This window comes from Stenotrophomonas sp. 05N423, from assembly GCF_056397145.1.
The window spans coordinates 87470-105028 of sequence record NZ_JBFTMV010000004.1 but is presented as its reverse complement, the minus strand read 5'-3'; the positions used below and the strand labels follow the sequence as shown (position 1 = coordinate 105028).

Annotated in this window: 17 protein-coding genes; 10 read left to right on the top strand and 7 right to left on the bottom strand. The window is 70.6% G+C overall.

Features of this window, described 5'->3' with window-relative positions; genetic code table 11:
* The 6 genes from recG to AC1DGW_RS08755 form a co-directional block, all read right to left on the bottom strand.
* A complete protein-coding gene (gene recG / locus AC1DGW_RS08780; protein WP_478021741.1) occupies positions 1 to 2145 on the bottom strand; it encodes an ATP-dependent DNA helicase RecG in 2145 nt (714 codons plus the stop codon).
* 9 nt (positions 2146 to 2154) lie between these two features.
* The gene (locus AC1DGW_RS08775; RefSeq protein WP_055771623.1) at positions 2155 to 2538 is read right to left on the bottom strand and encodes a RidA family protein; all 384 of its coding nucleotides are present in this window, start codon (positions 2536 to 2538) and stop codon (positions 2155 to 2157) included.
* A gap of 309 nt (positions 2539 to 2847) precedes the next feature.
* On the bottom strand, positions 2848 to 5007 hold the full coding sequence (locus AC1DGW_RS08770) for a RelA/SpoT family protein (RefSeq protein WP_478021734.1): 2160 nt from the start codon (positions 5005 to 5007) through the stop codon (positions 2848 to 2850).
* A 262-nt stretch (positions 5008 to 5269) separates the two neighbouring features.
* On the bottom strand, positions 5270 to 5569 hold the full coding sequence (gene rpoZ / locus AC1DGW_RS08765; RefSeq protein ID WP_478021729.1) for a DNA-directed RNA polymerase subunit omega: 300 nt from the start codon (positions 5567 to 5569) through the stop codon (positions 5270 to 5272).
* Between the two features lie 189 nt (positions 5570 to 5758).
* The gene (gene gmk / locus AC1DGW_RS08760; RefSeq protein ID WP_478021725.1) at positions 5759 to 6370 is read right to left on the bottom strand and encodes a guanylate kinase; all 612 of its coding nucleotides are present in this window, start codon (positions 6368 to 6370) and stop codon (positions 5759 to 5761) included.
* Positions 6371 to 6447: 77 nt separating this feature from the next.
* Entirely contained in the window at positions 6448 to 7713 is a 1266-nt protein-coding gene (locus tag AC1DGW_RS08755; protein WP_478021722.1) for a serine hydrolase domain-containing protein, read from the bottom strand.
* 152 nt (positions 7714 to 7865) lie between these two features.
* On the opposite strand from AC1DGW_RS08755, the gene AC1DGW_RS08750 reads away from it, so the two are divergent.
* The 4 genes from AC1DGW_RS08750 to AC1DGW_RS08735 all read left to right on the top strand — a co-directional run bounded on the left by AC1DGW_RS08750 (position 7866) and on the right by AC1DGW_RS08735 (position 10492).
* Positions 7866 to 8459: a hypothetical protein gene (locus AC1DGW_RS08750; RefSeq protein WP_478021720.1), complete on the top strand. Its 594-nt coding sequence runs from the start codon at positions 7866 to 7868 to the stop codon at positions 8457 to 8459.
* On the top strand, positions 8456 to 9115 hold the full coding sequence (locus AC1DGW_RS08745) for a hypothetical protein (RefSeq protein ID WP_478021717.1): 660 nt from the start codon (positions 8456 to 8458) through the stop codon (positions 9113 to 9115). The genes AC1DGW_RS08750 and AC1DGW_RS08745 overlap by 4 nt, the downstream gene beginning before the upstream one ends.
* 68 nt (positions 9116 to 9183) lie before the next feature.
* Positions 9184 to 9927 carry a hypothetical protein gene (locus AC1DGW_RS08740; protein ID WP_478021714.1) on the top strand — a complete coding sequence of 248 codons (744 nt, stop codon included), beginning with the start codon at positions 9184 to 9186 and terminating at the stop codon, positions 9925 to 9927.
* Between the two features lies 1 nt (position 9928).
* Positions 9929 to 10492, top strand: a complete 564-nt coding sequence (locus tag AC1DGW_RS08735; RefSeq protein WP_478021712.1) for a hypothetical protein — start codon at positions 9929 to 9931, stop codon at positions 10490 to 10492.
* A gap of 160 nt (positions 10493 to 10652) precedes the next feature.
* On the opposite strand, the gene AC1DGW_RS08730 is transcribed toward AC1DGW_RS08735, so the two are convergent.
* Positions 10653 to 11513 (bottom strand): YicC/YloC family endoribonuclease, encoded by an 861-nt coding sequence (locus AC1DGW_RS08730; protein WP_478021708.1) that lies wholly within the window; start codon positions 11511 to 11513, stop codon positions 10653 to 10655.
* A gap of 110 nt (positions 11514 to 11623) precedes the next feature.
* On the opposite strand from AC1DGW_RS08730, the gene rph reads away from it, so the two are divergent.
* From rph to AC1DGW_RS08700, 6 genes are all read left to right on the top strand, one after another.
* Positions 11624 to 12352, top strand: a complete 729-nt coding sequence (gene rph, locus AC1DGW_RS08725; RefSeq protein WP_478021705.1) for a ribonuclease PH — start codon at positions 11624 to 11626, stop codon at positions 12350 to 12352.
* The gene (locus AC1DGW_RS08720) at positions 12349 to 12738 is read left to right on the top strand and encodes a VOC family protein (RefSeq protein ID WP_478021703.1); all 390 of its coding nucleotides are present in this window, start codon (positions 12349 to 12351) and stop codon (positions 12736 to 12738) included. Before rph ends, AC1DGW_RS08720 begins: the two co-directional genes overlap by 4 nt.
* Positions 12735 to 13334 carry an RdgB/HAM1 family non-canonical purine NTP pyrophosphatase gene (gene rdgB / locus AC1DGW_RS08715; RefSeq protein ID WP_478021701.1) on the top strand — a complete coding sequence of 200 codons (600 nt, stop codon included), beginning with the start codon at positions 12735 to 12737 and terminating at the stop codon, positions 13332 to 13334. The genes AC1DGW_RS08720 and rdgB overlap by 4 nt, the downstream gene beginning before the upstream one ends.
* Positions 13335 to 13343: 9 nt before the next feature.
* The gene (hemW, locus tag AC1DGW_RS08710) at positions 13344 to 14555 is read left to right on the top strand and encodes a radical SAM family heme chaperone HemW (protein ID WP_478021699.1); all 1212 of its coding nucleotides are present in this window, start codon (positions 13344 to 13346) and stop codon (positions 14553 to 14555) included.
* A gap of 87 nt (positions 14556 to 14642) precedes the next feature.
* On the top strand, positions 14643 to 17144 hold the full coding sequence (locus AC1DGW_RS08705) for a DUF1631 domain-containing protein (RefSeq protein WP_478021695.1): 2502 nt from the start codon (positions 14643 to 14645) through the stop codon (positions 17142 to 17144).
* Positions 17141 to 17488: a PilZ domain-containing protein gene (locus AC1DGW_RS08700; protein WP_478021692.1), complete on the top strand. Its 348-nt coding sequence runs from the start codon at positions 17141 to 17143 to the stop codon at positions 17486 to 17488. Before AC1DGW_RS08705 ends, AC1DGW_RS08700 begins: the two co-directional genes overlap by 4 nt.
* Positions 17489 to 17559: the final 71 nt, after the last annotated feature.

Here is a 17559-nt window from a genome sequence, read left to right as displayed (position 1 = left end):
TCAGGCCGAAGCGTAGCGCGCCGCGCCGCCCACCCAGCGCGCCACGACGCGGTCGGCAACCGCCGGCGCTTCGGCCAGCAGGCGTTCGGCCAGGGCGTGCACGCCCGGCAGCAGGGCCGCGTCGCGGGCCAGGTCGGCAACGCGGAACGCGGCCAGGCCGGTCTGGCGGGTGCCCAGCAGTTCGCCGGGACCGCGCAGTTCCAGGTCCTTTTCCGCGATCACGAAGCCGTCGCTGGTCTGGCGCATGGTCTCCAGCCGCTGCCGCGCCATCGCCGACAGCGGCGCCTGGTACATCAGCACGCAGCTCGATGCCGCTGCGCCGCGCCCCACCCGCCCGCGCAGCTGGTGCAGCTGCGCCAGGCCCAGGCGCTCGGCGTTCTCGATGATCATCAACGAAGCGTTGGGCACGTCGACGCCGACCTCGATCACGGTGGTGGCAACCAGCAGGCCGGTCTCGCCGGTCTTGAACGCACGCATCGCCGCCTGCTTCTCCGCGGCCTTCATGCGTCCGTGCACCAGCCCGACGCGCACGCCCGGCAGCTGCGCGGACAAGGCCTCGAAGGTCGCCTGCGCGGCGGCGGCCTCCATGCGTCCCGCATTCGCGCCGGGCTTGCCGTCCTCGTCGTCGCTCTCGTCGATCAGCGTGCACACCCAGTACGCCTGCCGCCCCTGCGCGCAGGCCAGGCGGATGCGCTCGACCAGTTCCGGCCGGCGTTCGGCGCTGATGACGATGGTCCGCACCGGCGTGCGCCCGGGCGGCAGTTCGTCGATCGCCGACACGTCCAGGTCGGAATACGCCGCCATCGCCAGCGTGCGCGGGATCGGCGTGGCGGTCATCACCAGCTGGTGCGGCACGCTGCGGCCATCGGCGCCCTTGTCGCGCAGCGCCAGCCGCTGGTGCACGCCGAAGCGGTGCTGTTCGTCGACGATGGCCAGCGCCAGGTCGTGGAAGACCACGTTGTCCTGCATCAGCGCATGCGTGCCGACCACCACCTGCGCCTGCCCGGAGGCGATCTCCTCCAGCACCTTCGCGCGCGCCTTGCCGGTGACCTTGCCGGCCAGCCAGGCCACACGCACGCCCAGCGGTTCCAGCCAGCCACGAAGATTGGCCAGGTGCTGCTCGGCGAGCAGTTCGGTGGGCGCCGCCAGCGCCACCTGCTTGCCCTGCTCCACCGCCAGCATCGCGGCCAGCGCCGCCACCACGGTCTTGCCGGAACCGACATCGCCCTGCACCAGCCGCAGCATCGGATGCGGGCACGCGAGGTCTTCGCGGATCTGCGCGAATACGCGCTGCTGCGCGCCGGTGAGGCGGAACGGCAGCGACTGGCGCAATTGCCGCACGCGCTTGTCGCCGCCCTTCAGCGCGGGAGCATGATGCCGCTGCAGGGCGATGCGCTGGCGGCGCAGGCTCAGGTGATGGGCGAGCAGTTCTTCCATCGCCAACCGCCGCTGCGCCGGGTGCGTGCCGGCACCGAGCGCGGCCACGTCGGCATCGGCGGGCGGGCGGTGCATGGTCAGCAGCGCCTGCCGCAGCGAAGGCAGGGACAGGCCGGCCAGCAGGTGCGCCGGCAGCAGTTCCAGCGCGGCTTCGTCGGGCAGCCGTTCCAGCGCCTGGCCGATCAGCTTGCGCAACGTCGCCGGGCCGATACCTTCGACGACCGGATAGACCGGGTCCAGCACGTCGCCGAGGCTGGCCTGCTCGCCATCGCCGAGCATGTGGTAACTGGGATGCACGATTTCCAGCCCGTGCTGGCCGGGGCGCGGGGTGCCATAGCAGCGCAGCCGCGCGCCGACCGCGAACTGCGCCACCTGTGCGGCACGGAAATGGAAGAAGCGCAGCACCAGGGTGCCGCGCGAATCGTCTTCCATCGCCACCCGCAGCATCGGCCGGTAGCGGAAGCCGCGTTCCACGGCGACCACCCTGCCCTCGACCTGCGCGGCAGCACCCGGCTGCAGCGCGGCGATGGCGCTGAGCCGGGTACGGTCCTCATAGCGCAGCGGCAGGTGCAGCCACAGGTCCTGCAGGCTGCCGATGCCGCGCGCCTGCAGCTTGGCGGCCACCGCCGGGCCGACGCCCAGCAGCGCCGTCACCGGCGTTTCGCCATTGGCCGCCAGTGCGGGGCCGGCCGGCCGGGTACGCGCCATGCGTGTGGATCAGTCGAGTATCATCACCGCATCGACCTCGAACGCCGCGCCCTTGGGCAGGCCCGACACTTCGATGGTGGAGCGCGCCGGGAACGGAGCCTGGAAGTATTCCTGCATCACCGCGTTGACCTTGGCGAACTCGCCCAGGTCGGTCAGGTACAGGCCCAGGCGCACGATCTTGTCGAACGAGCCGCCGGCTTCCTCGGCCACCGCCTTGAGGTTGTCGAAGGCACGGCGCGCCTGCGCGGCGACGTCGCCGGCGACGATGTCGCCGGTAGCCGGGTCCAGCGGGATCTGGCCGGAGAAGTACACGGTGTTGCCGGCGCGCACGGCCTGCGAATACGGGCCGATGGCGGCCGGCGCGTTGGCGGTGTTGATGATCTGGCGGGACATGGGGGAGCTCCGGTTGGGGAAAGATGCGCCATTGTAGCGTCCGCCCCTGCCCTGTCGGTTTCCGGGTGATGTCAGGCAATGCCGCAGCATCATGCTGCTGGACAATTCTTCACCACCCTCCGGGGACGCCCGCCGCGCAATGCGCACGGATGGTTATCCACAGGTTGTCGGCATGGCGTTGCACATCGACTGTGGAGAAAGCGCGGCTACTGCAGTGATCGCCCTCCGCAGCGCCGGGCGGCATCCAGCGGCAACCTGCCCGGGAATGCCCCATGCGGGGCAAGCCCCGTATCTACCCGTTCGCTGCGCTCACTGGCGCCGCACCGACTGCACGACGCTCAGGCGCCGCAGCCGGCGCATCACTTCGGCCAGATGGTTGCGGTCGCGCACCTGGATGTTGAAGCACAGCACCGCAGCGTTGAAATCGCGGTCCAGGTAGTCCACGCGTTCGATGTTGGACTGGCTCTGGGCGATGGCCGCGGCCAGCTGCGCCAGTACGCCGGTGCCGTTCTCCACCTCCACCACCAACGCGGTGTCATAGTCGCCGACCACGCTGCTGTCCCAGCCGATCGGCACCCAGCGTTCGGGCGACTTGCGCAGTTCGGCCAGATTCGGGCAATCCATGCGGTGCACCACGATGCCCTTGCCGGCGGTGTGGTAGCCCATGATCTCGTCGCCCGGAATCGGCTGGCAGCAGCCGGCGAAGCTGACCACGCCACGCTCGCTGCCGTTGATCAGGATCTTCTCCTGGGCGCGCTGCGTGGTGCCGCCGGCGCGCGGCTCGCCGTGCGCCATCAGCGCCTGCGCGGCCTGGGTCGGCATCCAGTTGCCGAGCGCAACATCAGCCAGGAAGGCTTCCAGACGCGGATAGCGGTGCTCGGCGAGGAAGGCGTCCAGCCGGCCCTTGGGCAGGCGCTCGATCGAACTGTCCATCGCTTCCAACGCGCGGTCGAGCATGCGGTGGCCCAGTTGCACCGCGTCCTCATGCTCGAGCTGCTTGAGCTGGTGGCGGATGGCGGTGCGCGCCTTCGAACTGACCACGAATTCCAGCCACTGCGGCTTGGGCGTGGCCGAGCGCGCGGTGATCACCTCCACCGTCTGCCCGCTGACCAGCCGGGTGCGCAGCGGCACCAGCTTCTTGTCCACGCGCGAGGCCACCGCGCGGTTGCCGACGTCGGTGTGCACGGCGTAGGCGAAGTCCAGCGCGGTGGAGTTGCGCGGCAGGGCGAGGATCTTGCCCTTGGGCGTGAACAGGTAGACCTCGTCCGGGAACAGGTCGACCTTGACGTTGTCGAGGAACTCGAGCGAGGAGCCGGCCGAACGCTGCGAGTCGATCAGTTCGACGATCCACGCATGGGCACGGCTCTGCGCGCTGTTGGGCGTATCGCCGCCGAACTTGTAGGTCCAGTGCGCGGCCACGCCACGCTCGGCGATCAGGTCCATTTCCTCGGTGCGGATCTGCACCTCGATCGGCGAACCGTAGGGCCCGAACAGCACGGTGTGCAGCGACTGGTAGCCGTTGGCCTTGGGAATGGCGATGAAGTCGCGGAAGCGCCCGTCCAGCGGCTTGAACGCCGCATGCACCGCGCCCAGCGCGTGGTAGCAGCTGGGCACCGAACGCATCACCAGGCGGAAGCCGAACACGTCCATCACCTGGTCGAAGGTTTTGTTCTCCTCGTGCATCTTGGTGTAGATGCTCCAGGGGGTCTTGATGCGGCTGATCAGGCGGTGTTCCAGGCCCTCGCGCGCCAGCCGCTGCGACAGCTGCACCTCCACCTGCGCCATCGCCTCGCGGCGCACCACCGGCTGGCTGCGGATGTGCTTTTCCAGGATCGCGTGGCGCCACGGGTACAGCGCCTTGAAGCCCAGGTTCTGCAGCTCGGACTTGATCAGGCTCATGCCCAGGCGCTGGGCAATGGGCGCGTAGATGTCCAGCGTCTCCATCGCGATGCGGCGCCGCGCCTCGGCGCTCTGCGCGCCCAGCGTGCGCATGTTGTGCAGGCGGTCGGCCAGCTTGATCATGATCACGCGCAGGTCGCGCGACATCGCCAGCAGCATCTTGCGGAAGCTTTCCGCCGCCGCTTCCTGGCGGTCGCGGAAGCGCAGCTTGTCCAGCTTGGTGACGCCCTCGACCAGCTCGGCCACGGTCTGCCCGAACTGCCCGGCCAGCTCGTCATGGGTGAGCGGCGTGTCCTCGATGGTGTCGTGCAGGATCGCCGCGACCAGCGCTTCGACGTCCAGGCCGAGCTCGGCCAGGATGCCGGCCACCGCGACCGGATGGGTGATGTAGGGTTCGCCGGACTTGCGGGTCTGGCCCGCATGCGCGGCCGCGCCCACTTCCCAGGCGCGGCGCAGCATCGGCAGCTGCTCGGCGGGCAGGTAGCTGGCTGCGCGTTCGAGTTGGAGTACGTAGTCCGGCACCGCGCCACCCGCGGGCGCAGCGACCTGGGCAGAGGGGCCTGGGTTCATGCTTGGAAGATATGCCAGCGGCAACAACACGGCAACGCCGGGGATGCGACATCGCTCTCGCGCTGCCGCCCCACGGTTTGCGCTGCAAACCGTGGGCCCCGTCTTTCGCTCATCCACACCCCGCCGCTTCGCGGCGCCCCCCGACTCAGGGGGCTTTCCTCCAGATGCGTCCGATGGTACGGGCTTTCCGGGTGCCGGGTGTGCAGAATGCAGACAGCCCGCACGCGGCGGGCTGTCGATGCACAACGATGACCGGCGGGGATCAGTCGTCGTTCTTGGACATGTCCTCGTCGGCGACGACTTCGGCGGCGGCCCACTCCAGCGCTTCGCGCTCGGCGCGCTCGCGCTCGGCCTTCTCCACTTCCTCGATCAGCGCGTTGTCGATCTTGCGGGCCGCGATCTCGCGCAGCGCCAGCACGGTCGGCTTGTCCTCGGACTCGCTGTTGTCGAGGGTGGCCTGCACGCCGTTGGCGAGCTGGCGGGCGCGCTTGGACGCCATCATGACCAGTTCGAAACGGTTGTTAACGACTTCCAGGCAATCTTCTACGGTAATGCGGGCCATGCGAGCTCCCGGCGACCAGCAGCGGCCGCTCGATCGGATGAGGGAAAGGGGGCGGATTGTACAGGCCGGCGCCGGCGAAAATCAAATCGCACCCCAGGCCAGTCCTTTGGAATCAATCAGTTGCCGTTCCGGGAAGGCGCCAGGAGCGGCCTCCCGGCCCCCATCGCCCCCTCCCGACGCAGCCCGGCCTCAATCCAGCAGCGAGCGGATCAGGCCGCCGTGACGGACCTGCTGCTGCGCCCGGCGCAGGCGGCTGGCGGTGAAGATGGCGCACATCTCGTCCACCGCGGTATCGAACACCTCATTGACGATGACGTAGTCGAACTCGTCGTAATGCAGCATTTCCTCGCGTGCGGCGGCCAGCCGCTGCGCCATCACCGCTTCGCTGTCCTGCCCGCGCTTGCGCATGCGGTCGTCCAGCGCCTGCTTGGACGGCGGCAGGATGAATACGCTGACCGCGTCCGGCACCTTCGCGCGCACCTGGCGGGCGCCCTGCCAGTCGATCTCCAGCAGCACGTCCTTGCCGGCGGCCAGCTGCGGCTCCACTGACTGCCGCGCGGTGCCCTTCCAGTCGCCGTGCACGCTGGCGTGCTCGAAGAAATCGCCGGCGGCGATCATGCGCTCGAACTCGGCGGCGCTGACGAAGTGGTAGTGCCGGCCGTTCTCCTCGCCCGGGCGCATCGCCCGCGAGGTGAAGGAAATGGACAGCGCGATCTGCGCATCGCGCGCCAGGGTGGCGTTGACGATGCTGCTTTTGCCGGCGCCGGAGGGTGCCGCGACGATATAGAGGGTGCCACGCATCGCGCGGATCTCCGGTCGATGGTTCGGGCGGCGCACGATAACCAGCCCGGGCCGCCGCTGCAAATGCCGGGACCGGATCAGAGATCGAAGGCCAGCATGTCGCGCCCGGTCGCCGCCCGCACGATGCGCTGGTAGACGCCGGTGCCACCGCCCCCGTTGGTCATCACCACCAGTCCGCGGCGGCGCTGCGGGTCGCCCACCGCGAAGGTCTTGTAGCGGCCGGCGTTGGAGCCGCCATGGAAGAACCAGCGGGTCCCCACATCGACGCGCTCCAGGTTCCAACCCAGGCCCTTGTCCAGCCAGCCCGGCCGCACCGCCAGCTGCGGCGTCAGCATCGCCTGCCGGGTCGCCTCGCCGATCTCCCAGTCCTGCCGCGGTTCGCGCCGCATGATGTGGGCGATGAAGCGCGCATAGTCCTGTACCGGCCCGCGCAGGCTGGCCGCGGCATTCGCAAGCAGGTCCCCCGGCCACACGAACATGCCCTCGGGCGCGGCGGCCCGCGCCTGCGGCAGCGCGCGCACCGCATCGTCCCAGGTCCAGGCCGACAGCGGCTTGCCCCGCGCTTCAGCCAGGGGCTGCAGCAGCGGCCATTGCGCGCGGAAGGTCTGCACCACCGGCTCGGCGCCGGGTGCGGGCACGCCGGTCACCGAATGGCGCGCGGCGTGCGCGTTCCAGGTGTAGGTGCTGCCGCGCATGCCGGCCGGCGCGAACAGCTGCCGCTGCGCCAGCTGGTCCAGGCTCTGGCCGGTGACGGTCTCCACCACCCGCTGCAGCCAGAAGAAGGCCTCGCCCGAATAATTCACGCGCTGCCCGGGCTCGGCGATCGTGCGCAGGGGATCGCGATCGGGATGCGCGCGCCAGTCCGGCAGGCCGCTGCCATGGCGCAGGACGTCGCGCACGCTGATCCGCTCCAGCCGGGGGTCGTCGTCGGCCAGGAAGTCGGGGCGGTGGTAGTCGACCAGCGCGCGATCAAGCTGCAGCACGCCGGCATCGACCAACTGCAGGACCAGGTAGGCGAACACCGGCTTGCTCAGCGAAGCGCACTCGAACACGCTGTCCGCATCCACTGCCGCGCCGCTTTCCACGTCGGCCACGCCGAACCCGCGATGCCAGGCCAGTTCCCCCCGCTCCACCACCGCGATGGCGACGCCGGGCACGCCGAACGCGCGCATCCATTCCGGCAGCCCGGCCAGGAAGGCATCGGGCGGAATCCAGGGGCGGTCGTCGCGCCCCGGCCCGGCCGCACGCAGCGCCGCCGCCGGCAGCAGGGCCAGCGCAGTGCAGCCCGAAGCGGCTGCCAGGAACCTGCGTCGATCGATCGGATCGGCAACCATTCCGCGCATGTCCACACCGCTCGACCAGGGAACCGACTGGATAGCAGTCCCCGTCTACGGCAGCAAGCCGGGGCGATAGGCCGCCGCTCCGGACCGCCCCGTTTTCGGTCATTCTTTCCCGGCGGCACCCGCGGGACCGGTTGGACACACAAGGGCGGCCAATGAGCGGATTCCCCCATCACCTGCTGGTTGCGGCCGGCGCCCATTGCCAGCCCTGCAATGGACCTGCGCGGCAAGCAGCCATCACCATCGCGCTGCGCCCGTTCGCGCTGGAGGAGCGGACGGTGGACACCTGCATCCGCCTCGATGGCATCGCGCTGGACATGGCCGAACCGCGCCGCCATGCCGACAGCCACCACCGCTTCCCGGTCAATCCGCAGCCCGGCTACATCGACGGCAGCCTTTGTCTGCTGCACCGGCACGTGCCGCTGGACGTGACCCAACTGTCCTTCGGCCTGCCGGGCGAAGACCGCATGCCCATGCGGCTGACCGGCACGCTGGTCTTTTCCGCCGCGGGCATCGCCACCTGGCCCGATACGCCGCTTACGCTGGACTTCGCCCTGGACCTGCCGCCCACACCGGCGCAGGTCGATGCCGCCATCGCCTCGGCCATCGCCGCCACCGGCGCCTGCACGATCCGCGACGCTGGCCGCGCCATGGCCTGGCTGGTGCGCGGGCATCCCGGCTGGGACGACCGCCAGGCGCTGCATGCCCGGCTGTGCCAGCATCTTTCCGCCACAGGAGGTGCACCGTGATCGACCGCGAGCAACTGCAGTCCATCGGCCTGGCCCCCGACGACGCCGAGCGCGCCCGGCAGGCGCTGCGCGACGGCGACCTGCGTGGCTTCGTGCACGAGTTGCTGCTGCATGGGCTGTGGAGCGACGTCGTCGACGAGACCCAGCCCACGCCGCTGTGGACCACGCGCTGGCGGGAACTGGCCGGCAACGGCTTCCCGATCATCGACGCGGCCGCGCTGCAACGCCTGCTCGATGCCGGCGCCGACGTACACGACCTGACCGGCGTGGTGCGCTCGGCGCAGATCCTGGCCATCCACAACATCGCGCAGCTGCTCGATTACCCGGCGCTGGGACTGGGCTGGGACCTGCCCGACGCCGCCACGCCGCACCTGGCCTGCGGCACGCGGGCGGCGCCGGACACGCAGCGCCTGCATGCACTTGCGCCGGAGCTGCTGTCGCGCGACCCCGGCGGGCGCTTCGGCGAGCCGCAGGCATTGGCGCTGCGCCAGTGGCAGGCGCTGCCGGCCGAAGCGCGTGAACGCCTCCGCTGGCTGGTACGCGACCACCAGCGCGCGCAGGCCGCGGCCTTGTGGAAACAGCAGGTCGGCGGCGAACCGCGCGCCTGCCTGGACGCGGTGGAAACGCTGCGCCGCGCATGGGAACAGGCGCCATGACCGCCCTCCTCCCCCGGCCCGCACGAGTACTGGCGGCCCTGTGCCTTTTCCTGTGCGGAGTGCCCGCCATGTCGCAGTCGTTCCAACCCGTCGTGAGCCTGCCATGCGCCGATGGCGAGTTCATCGTCGATGCCCGCCCCTACCGCGCGAACGCGGCCGGCACGTCCGCCGTCGAGCTGCGCCATCGCTACCGCGGCGTCCGCCTGGAGGGAATCGACTACGAGGCCTACTACCGCAATCTCGACCGTTACCTCCACCAGGGCGCACCCACCGTGTACAACCTGGGCCTGCGCCTGGACACCCGCGGGCAGAGCCGCAGCGGCGGCGATGGACACCAGCGCGGCGACACCCTGTACCTGCCGCCGGGCGCGTTCAGCGCAATCCAGGTCGAACGGCTGGCCGATTGCCTGGCGCGGCAGCAGGCACGGCTGCAGCAGGCGTTCGCCACGGCCGAGGTCCGCGGCAGCACATTCCTCGGGTTGATGAAGACGCGCGCGGGCATCGGCCGCGACGGCATCGCGCGCCTGGTCCACGCCGACGCCCCCCTGCTGGGGGTCTATGGCGACGGCAGCCGCCTGGTGCTGGTGGAGCGCGGCGGCCGCGTGCTGCTCCAGACCAACCACACCGCCGGCAGCGCCGCCGAATCCACCGAGTGGGGCCGGTTGTCCCCACGCGCCGGGAAAAAACCCGTGCTGCGGGTCCAACGGCGCCTCCTGTTCCAGGGCCAGGAGCGCGAAGGCGCGCAGTTCCTGGGCATGACCAACGCCCAGGGCCAAGGCCTGCAGGACGACTACGACGTGGAGTGGCAGTGAGATGGCCGTTTACCGCCTCAAGGCCAATGCCAGAAGCCCGTCGCACAACGTTGTGTTCAAGGCCGGCAAGGTCTTCGACCGCATCGACACCTTCTTCGTGTCGGGCGACGATCCGCCCGGGACGGCATTCCGGCCTCCATTGGAGGGCACGCTGCAACCCGGCGTCCCCGCATCGGCGCTGCACCGCCTCGACTACCTACCCTCCTTCGGCGGCATTCCACTGTTCTCCGCCGCCTTCGTGCGAGCCCTGGGCGATGTTCTCCGCACCGAAGTGGAATTCCACCCGTGCACCGTCCTGTGCGAGGACAGGCCGCACGAGTGGTACATCGCGCGACTGCTGCGCAGGGTGCACCTGCTCGCGCCGGCGCCATCGGACACGGGCGACGGCGCGATGCGGTCGCAGGCCGATTGCCTGCGCGCCGATCTGCACGAGGACTTCTTCCTGGCGCGCGAGAGGAACGAGCTCAAATGCCATGTCTTCGTGGCCAGCGACGCATTCAAGGCCGAAACCGGCAGGCACGGACTGCACATGGGCTTCGCCCCCATGCCGGTTGCGCCGCGATGAGCGGAGACGCATCTCTGCCCATCGCGCGCGACGATCTCCGGAACCGCGCGTTCGACATGCGCGGTGGAGGCGTGACCGATCCATCGGCAGCGGGGATGTTCCTACCGTGAAGCAATGGCCCCTGTGAGCACAACGCGACCCGGCAGGCCGCGCTGAAGCCTTACTCCAGGTTCTGCACCTGCTCGCGGATCTGGTCGATCAGCACCTTCAGTTCGACCGCGGCGTTGGAGGTGCGGCTGTCCACCGACTTGGAGCCCAGCGTGTTGGCCTCGCGGTTGAACTCCTGCAGCAGGAAATCCAGGCGGCGACCGACCGGCTCGCGCTGGCGCAGCACGCGGCGGATCTCGCCGATGTGGCTGCCCAGGCGGTCCAGTTCCTCGTCCACGTCGAGCTTCTGCAGCCACAGCACCAGCTCCTGCTCGGCGCGGCCCGGATCGACCGGGTGCGGCAGGTCGGCCAGGCGCGCGGCCAGCTTGGCGCGCTGGCCCTCGCGGATGGCCGGAATCAGCTCGCGCACCTCGCCGGCGATGCGCTCGATCGCATCCACCCGCTCGCTGATCGCCGCGGTCAGCTTGGCGCCCTCGCGCTCGCGCGCGGCGACGAAGCCGTCGATCGTCTCGTCCAGCAAGGCCAGCGCCTCGGTGTGCAGCGCCGCGGCATCGACCGCTTCGCCGCGCAGCACGCCCGGGTAGGCGAGCAGTTCGGTGAAGCTGACGCGCATGTCCAGGAAATGCCCGTGCAGGCGCTGGGCCACCTCGCCCAGCTGCGCGACCAGCGCCTCGTCCACCGACAGCGTGGGCGCCGCCTCGGGCGCGCGCAGGCGCATGACCAGATCCACCTTGCCGCGGCTGATTCGCCCGGCCACGCGCTCGCGCAGTTGTGGCTCCAGCGCGCGCAGTTCTTCCGGCAACCGCACCCCCACTTCGAGGAAACGGTGGTTGACCGAGCGCAGCTCGCAGCCGAGGGTGCCCCAGCGCGTGACGCGTTCGCCGCCGGCATAGGCGGTCATGCTTCGGATCATGTGGATTTCCGGTGCGTTGCAAAGGGCGAATGGTACCCTAGGCGCCTCCGGATGCCGGCCCGCGGTCCGCCCGGACACCCCACGACGCCCCATCGCCACCCGGACTTTCCATGACCTTTTCCCGTCCCAGCGGCCGCCCGGCCGACCAGCTGCGCACCGTCACCCTCGAACGCGGCTTCACCCGCCATGCCGAAGGCTCGGTGCTGGTGAGCTTCGGCCATACCCGCGTGCTGTGCACCGCCAGCGTCGAGAACCGCGTGCCGGCGTTCCTGCGCGGCAAGGGCGAAGGCTGGGTGACTGCCGAGTACGGCATGCTGCCGCGCTCCACCCACACCCGTTCCGACCGCGAAGCCGCACGCGGCAAGCAGGGCGGGCGCACGCTGGAGATCCAGCGCCTGATCGGCCGCACCCTGCGCGCCTGCATCGACCGCAACGCGCTGGGCGAACGCACCATCACCCTGGACTGCGACGTGCTGCAGGCCGATGGCGGCACCCGCACCGCGGCCATCACTGGCGCCTACGTGGCGCTGGTGGATGCGGTGAACACCCTGCTCAAGCGCGGCGAGATCAAGCGCAACCCGGTGTTCGGCGCGGTCGCCGCGGTGTCGGTCGGCGTCTACAAGGGCGTGCCGGTGCTGGACCTGGACTACGCCGAGGACAGCGACTGCGACACCGACATGAACGTCGTCATGAACGACGGCGGCGGCTTCATCGAACTGCAGGGCACGGCCGAAGGCCATGCCTTCCGCCGCGACGAACTGGACGCGCTGCTGGCGCTGGCCGAGAAGGGCATCGGTGAACTGTTCGCCGCGCAGCAGGCGGCGCTGGCGCAGGCATGAACCGGCGCATCGCCCTGGTCACCCTGGTGGTGGCCGACTACGACGAGGCCATCGCCTGGTACACCGGCAAGCTCGGTTTCCAGCTGCTGGAGGACATCGACCAGGGCCACAAGCGCTGGGTGGTGGTCGGGCCCGCCGACGGCAGCGGCGCCGCCCTGCTGCTGGCCCGCGCCAGCGACGAGGAGCAGCGCGGCCGCATCGGCAACCAGACCGGCGGCCGGGTCGGCTTCTTCCTGCACACCGACGACTTCCGGCGCGATCACGCCACGATGACCGGGCGCGGCGTCGAATTCCTCGAAGCCCCGCGCGAAGAACCCTACGCCACCGTCGCGGTGTTCCGCGACCTGTACGGCAACGCCTGGGACCTGCTGGAGCCCAAACAATGAAACTCGTCCTGGCCAGCGGCAACGCCGGCAAGCTGAAGGAACTGCAGGCGATGCTGGCCGACCTGCCGCTGCAGATCGTGCCGCAGCGCGAGCTGGGCGTGGACGACGTGCCGGAAACCGGCCTGACCTTCGTCGAGAACGCGCTGATCAAGGCGCGCCATGCCTGCGCGGTCACCGGCCTGCCGGCGCTGGCCGACGATTCGGGCCTGATCGTCGACGCCCTCGACGGCGCGCCCGGCCTGTACAGCGCGCGCTACGCCGGCAGCCCCACCGACGATGCCGCCAACAACGCCAAACTGCTCCAGGCGCTGCGCGAGGTACCGGCCGAACGCCGCAGCGCCCGCTTCCATGCGGTGATCGTGCTGCTGCGCCATGCCGACGACCCGCAGCCGCTGATCTGCGAAGGCAGCTGGGAAGGCCGCATCATCGACGCGCCGCGCGGCAGCCACGGCTTCGGTTACAACCCCGTGTTCCTGGACGAGGAACTGGGCCTGACCGCCGCGGAAATGCTGCCGGAGCAGAAGAACGCCCGCAGTCATCGCGCCATCGCGCTGCGGGTGCTGCTGCAGCGGCTTTCCAGCCAGCTGGCGCGCTGAGTCGCGGCAATGAGCGTGCATTCCCATGTGCATGACGACGCCTGCGGCTGCGACGCGCCCGGCGCGGTGCAGCTGGTTCCACCACCGCTGTCGCTGTACGTGCACCTGCCCTGGTGCGTGCGCAAATGCCCGTACTGCGATTTCAACTCGCACGCCGGCAAGGGCGCACTGCCGTTCGACGCCTACGTGGACGCGCTGATCCGCGATCTCGACCAGGACCTGCCGCTGGTCTGGGGCCGGGTGGTCAACAGCGTGTTCTTCGGCGGCGGCACGCCCAGCCTGTTCCCGCCCGAGGCGATCGACCGCTTCCTGCAGCAGGCCAGCGCGCGGCTGCGGTTCGCGCCGAACCTGGAAGTGACGCTGGAAACCAACCCCGGCACCGCCGAACACGGCCGCTTCGACCGCTACCGCGCCGCCGGCGTGAACCGCATCAGCTTCGGCATCCAGACCTTCAACGACGACGCGCTCAGGCGCCTGGGCCGCATCCACGACAGCGGCGAGGCCGAGCGCGCGGTCAAACTGGCGCAGGACGCCGGCTACCGCAACTTCAACATCGATCTGATGTACGCGCTGCCGGAACAGACCCTGGCCCAGGCCGAGCACGACCTGGAGCGCGCCTTCGCGCTCGATCCCACGCACATCTCGCACTACCAGCTCACCCTTGAGCCGAACACGGTGTTCTTCGCGCGGCCGCCGCAGGGCATCCCCGACGAGGACAGCGCCTGGGACATCCAGGAGCACTGCCAGGCGCTGCTGGCGCAGGCCGGTTACGGCCAGTACGAGGTCAGCGCCTATGCCCGCGACGGCTGGCAGTGCGCGCACAACCTCAACTACTGGCGCTTCGGTGACTACCTGGGCATCGGCGCTGGTGCGCACGGCAAGATCAGTTCCGGTGCGCAGCAGCACGTGCTGCGCCGCTGGAAGCACAAGCATCCGCAGACGTTCATGGACAGCGCCGGCACGCCCGCTTCGATCGGCGGCGACGACATGATCGACGCCGCGCGCCTGCCGTTCGAATACATGCTCAACCTGCTGCGCCTGCACGAAGGTTTCGGCCTGCGCGATTTCGAGTCGCGCACCGGCCTGGACCGCGCCGTGCTGCGGCCGGCACTGGCCGCCGCGGTGGAGCGCGGCTGGCTCCTGCACGATGGCGGACGCATCGTCCCCACCGAGCTGGGGCGGCGCTTCACCAACGACGTGGTCGAACTGTTCCTGCCCTGAACAGGGCGCGGCGGAGCGCCGCGGGTGGCGGCGCCACCGCCGAAATGTTAGAAATCGCCCACCCAGGGGGCGCGGAACGCACATCGGATGTCAGGCACTACAGCAACCTCCTCCAGCCCGGCGCTGGCACGGCTCGCCGGCGCACCGCTTCCCGAACGCGTCCGCCACCTGCTGCTGGCTGTCCATGGCACCGCCGCACAGGTCCTCACCCCGCCGCTGCAACTGACCATGGTGCAGCTGGAGCGCGAACTGTTCGGCCTCGCCGAGAAAGCGCGCAACAGCCAGGTCCAGGCCGACATCTACGCGCAGATCCGCCAGTTGGGCGTGCATGCCGCCGAATTTCCCGGTTGGTTCCTGGACGCGCTGGCCGACGACCTGGCGCGGCTGCGCGAACCATCCGCGCCCGGCACCGCGCCCGCACCGGCGATACCGGCGATGACCCTGGTCAACGACACCGACATCGATCGCGACATCATCCTGCATGAGATGGCGCGTCGCGAAAGCTATCGCGCGCAGTCGCACCTGCAGCTGCTCGGGCAGCGCTTCGGCGTGCTCGCCGCGCAGCCGGCATTCGACGCCGAACGCCTGCCGGTGGGGCCGCACGCGCTGTGCCGGATCCTGCGCGCCTGCGGCGAGCGGCTGGGCCTGAACCTGGAAGCGCAGCAGCAGCTCTACCACGTGTTCGAACGGCAGGCGCTGGAGCGGCACGTCGAACTGCTGGACCGCCTGAACATCCTGCTGGCGCGCGAAGGCGTGCTGCCCGGGCTGGTCTACATCCCCTACCTGCCACGGCCCGCGGGTCAGCGCCGCACCATCGGCGTGCAGGCCGCGGGCGCCGCGCGCGAGGGCCAGACCACAGCGACCGCGCCGCGGCCCCTGACCCATTGGCAGGGGCAGGCACCGGCCGCATCGTGGGCGGACGCCGCGATGGCGCCCACCGCGATGGGCGCCGCACCCACGCCGGCATCGCCCATGTCCGCATCCGCGGGCCCGGGCGCGGCCTCCGCCACGACAGCGGCCGGCATGGCCTCGCTGCACGAACTGCTCGATGCCGCGCGCCAGCTGCTGGCGCAGCAGTTGCAGTCCGGTGCCGGCAATGGCGCTGGCAGCGCGGCGGCACCCGCCGACATGCTCGCCAGCCTGGCCGCCCTGGCGGGTCAGCCCCGCCCCGCCGTTGGCACGCCGGCTGCTCCAGGCACCGCGAACGCTCCCGTCGCCGATCTGGCCAGCATGGCGGCAACGCTGCAGGCCGCCGCGCCGTCCGTGCCGGCGCGTGCCGTTCCCAGCGAGGCGGTGATGGACGTGCTCGCGCGCCTGCAGCCGCAGGGCGCGGCACAGGGCACGCGCCGCAGCTTCGGCGACATCCAGAAGGCGCTGCTGTCGCAGGTGCGCGCCGAACACGGCGAAAGCGCCGCGCTCTCGCCCCGCGACAGCAACACCCTCGACCTGCTGGGCATGCTCTACGGGCAGATCCAGCGCGAGGTGCGCGCCGACGGCCCGGCCAGCGACCTGCTCAACCGCCTGCAGGTGCCGCTGGCGCGCGCCGCGGTCGGCGACGAGGCGTTCTTCATCCGCGACCAGCACCCGGCGCGTGAACTGCTCAACACCGTGGCCGAGTCCGGCGCGGTGTGGCTGGGCGACGACGATGGCGACCCGGCGCTGCTGCAGAAGCTCGGCGAAGCGGTGGACCGCGTCGTCGCCGAATACCAGGGCGACGAGGCCGTGTTCGCCGCCGCCAACCGCCAGGTGCAGTCGCACCTGCAGGCGGCGGTGCGCAAGGCCGAGGTCACCGAACGCCGGCAGATCGAGGCCGCGCGCGGCAAGGAGCGGCTGGAGGCGGCCAAGCAGCTGGCCGGCCGCACCATCGGCCAGCTATGCCGCGCGGCGACGCCGCCGAAGTTCGTGCAGACCCTGCTGCACGAAGCCTGGAGCGACGTGCTGACCCTGACCCTGCTGCGCCAGGGCGAGGACTCGGAGGAATGGCGCCAGCGCCAGGAGGCCACCCGCCGCATCGGCGAGATCACCGCCAGCGCCGAGGGCGCGGCCGATCCGACTCTGGGCGGGCAGATCGAGGAATCGCTGCTGCAGGTCGGCTACCACGAGGACGAGGCCGGCGCGATCGCCCGGCGCCTGTCCACGCCCGGTGGCGAGGACGAGATCACCTCGCGCACCGAACTGGCCGCCCGGCTCAAGGCCCGCGCCCGGCTCGGCGGCGGCGATGGCAAGGACGGACCCGACCCGCAGGCGCCGCCGCAGGCCGAGCGCACGCCGGCCGAGGAAGGCTATTACCGCCAGCTGCGCACGCTGCCGTTCGGCACCTGGTTCGAATTCACCACCAACCAGCAGGGCGACACCCGCCGCCTGCGCCTGTCCTGGTACAGCCTGGTCACCGACAACGCGCTGTTCGTCAACCAGCGCGGGCAGAAGATGGCCGAGCATTCGCTCGATGCGCTGGCGCGGCTGATGGCGCGCGACCAGCTGCGCATCGTCACCGAGGACCGCGGCCGCCTGATCGACCGCGCCTGGCAGGCCACCGTGCGCGCCCTGCGCTCGCTCGCCGGCGGCCATTCCGCTCCGGAGTCCGCATGATCCCCGAAACCCGGCGCGCCCCGCGCCTGCAGGTGCCGGCCCTGGTGCCGGTCACCGACACGATGACCGCCGGCGTGATCGGGCGGCTCGGCAACGTGTCCGAGACCGGCATGCTGCTGATCGCCTCCGAACCGCTCAACGAGGATGCGCTCTACCAGCTGCGCTTCCCTGTCCCCGATGGCCGCGGCGGCGAGCAGCCGGTGGACGTCGGCGTGCACCTGCTGTGGCGCGAAGCGGCGCAGGCGCCGGGCCACTTCTGGGCCGGCTTCCGCTTCCTGACCCTGGAAAAGACCCATCGCGAACGCCTGCGGCAGTGGATCGAATCCAGCCTTCCGGCCTCCTGAGCGACGGAACCGGCACAGCGACACGGCGCCGATTGCGGCAGAATCGTGGCTCGATTCCCGTCTTGCCGCGA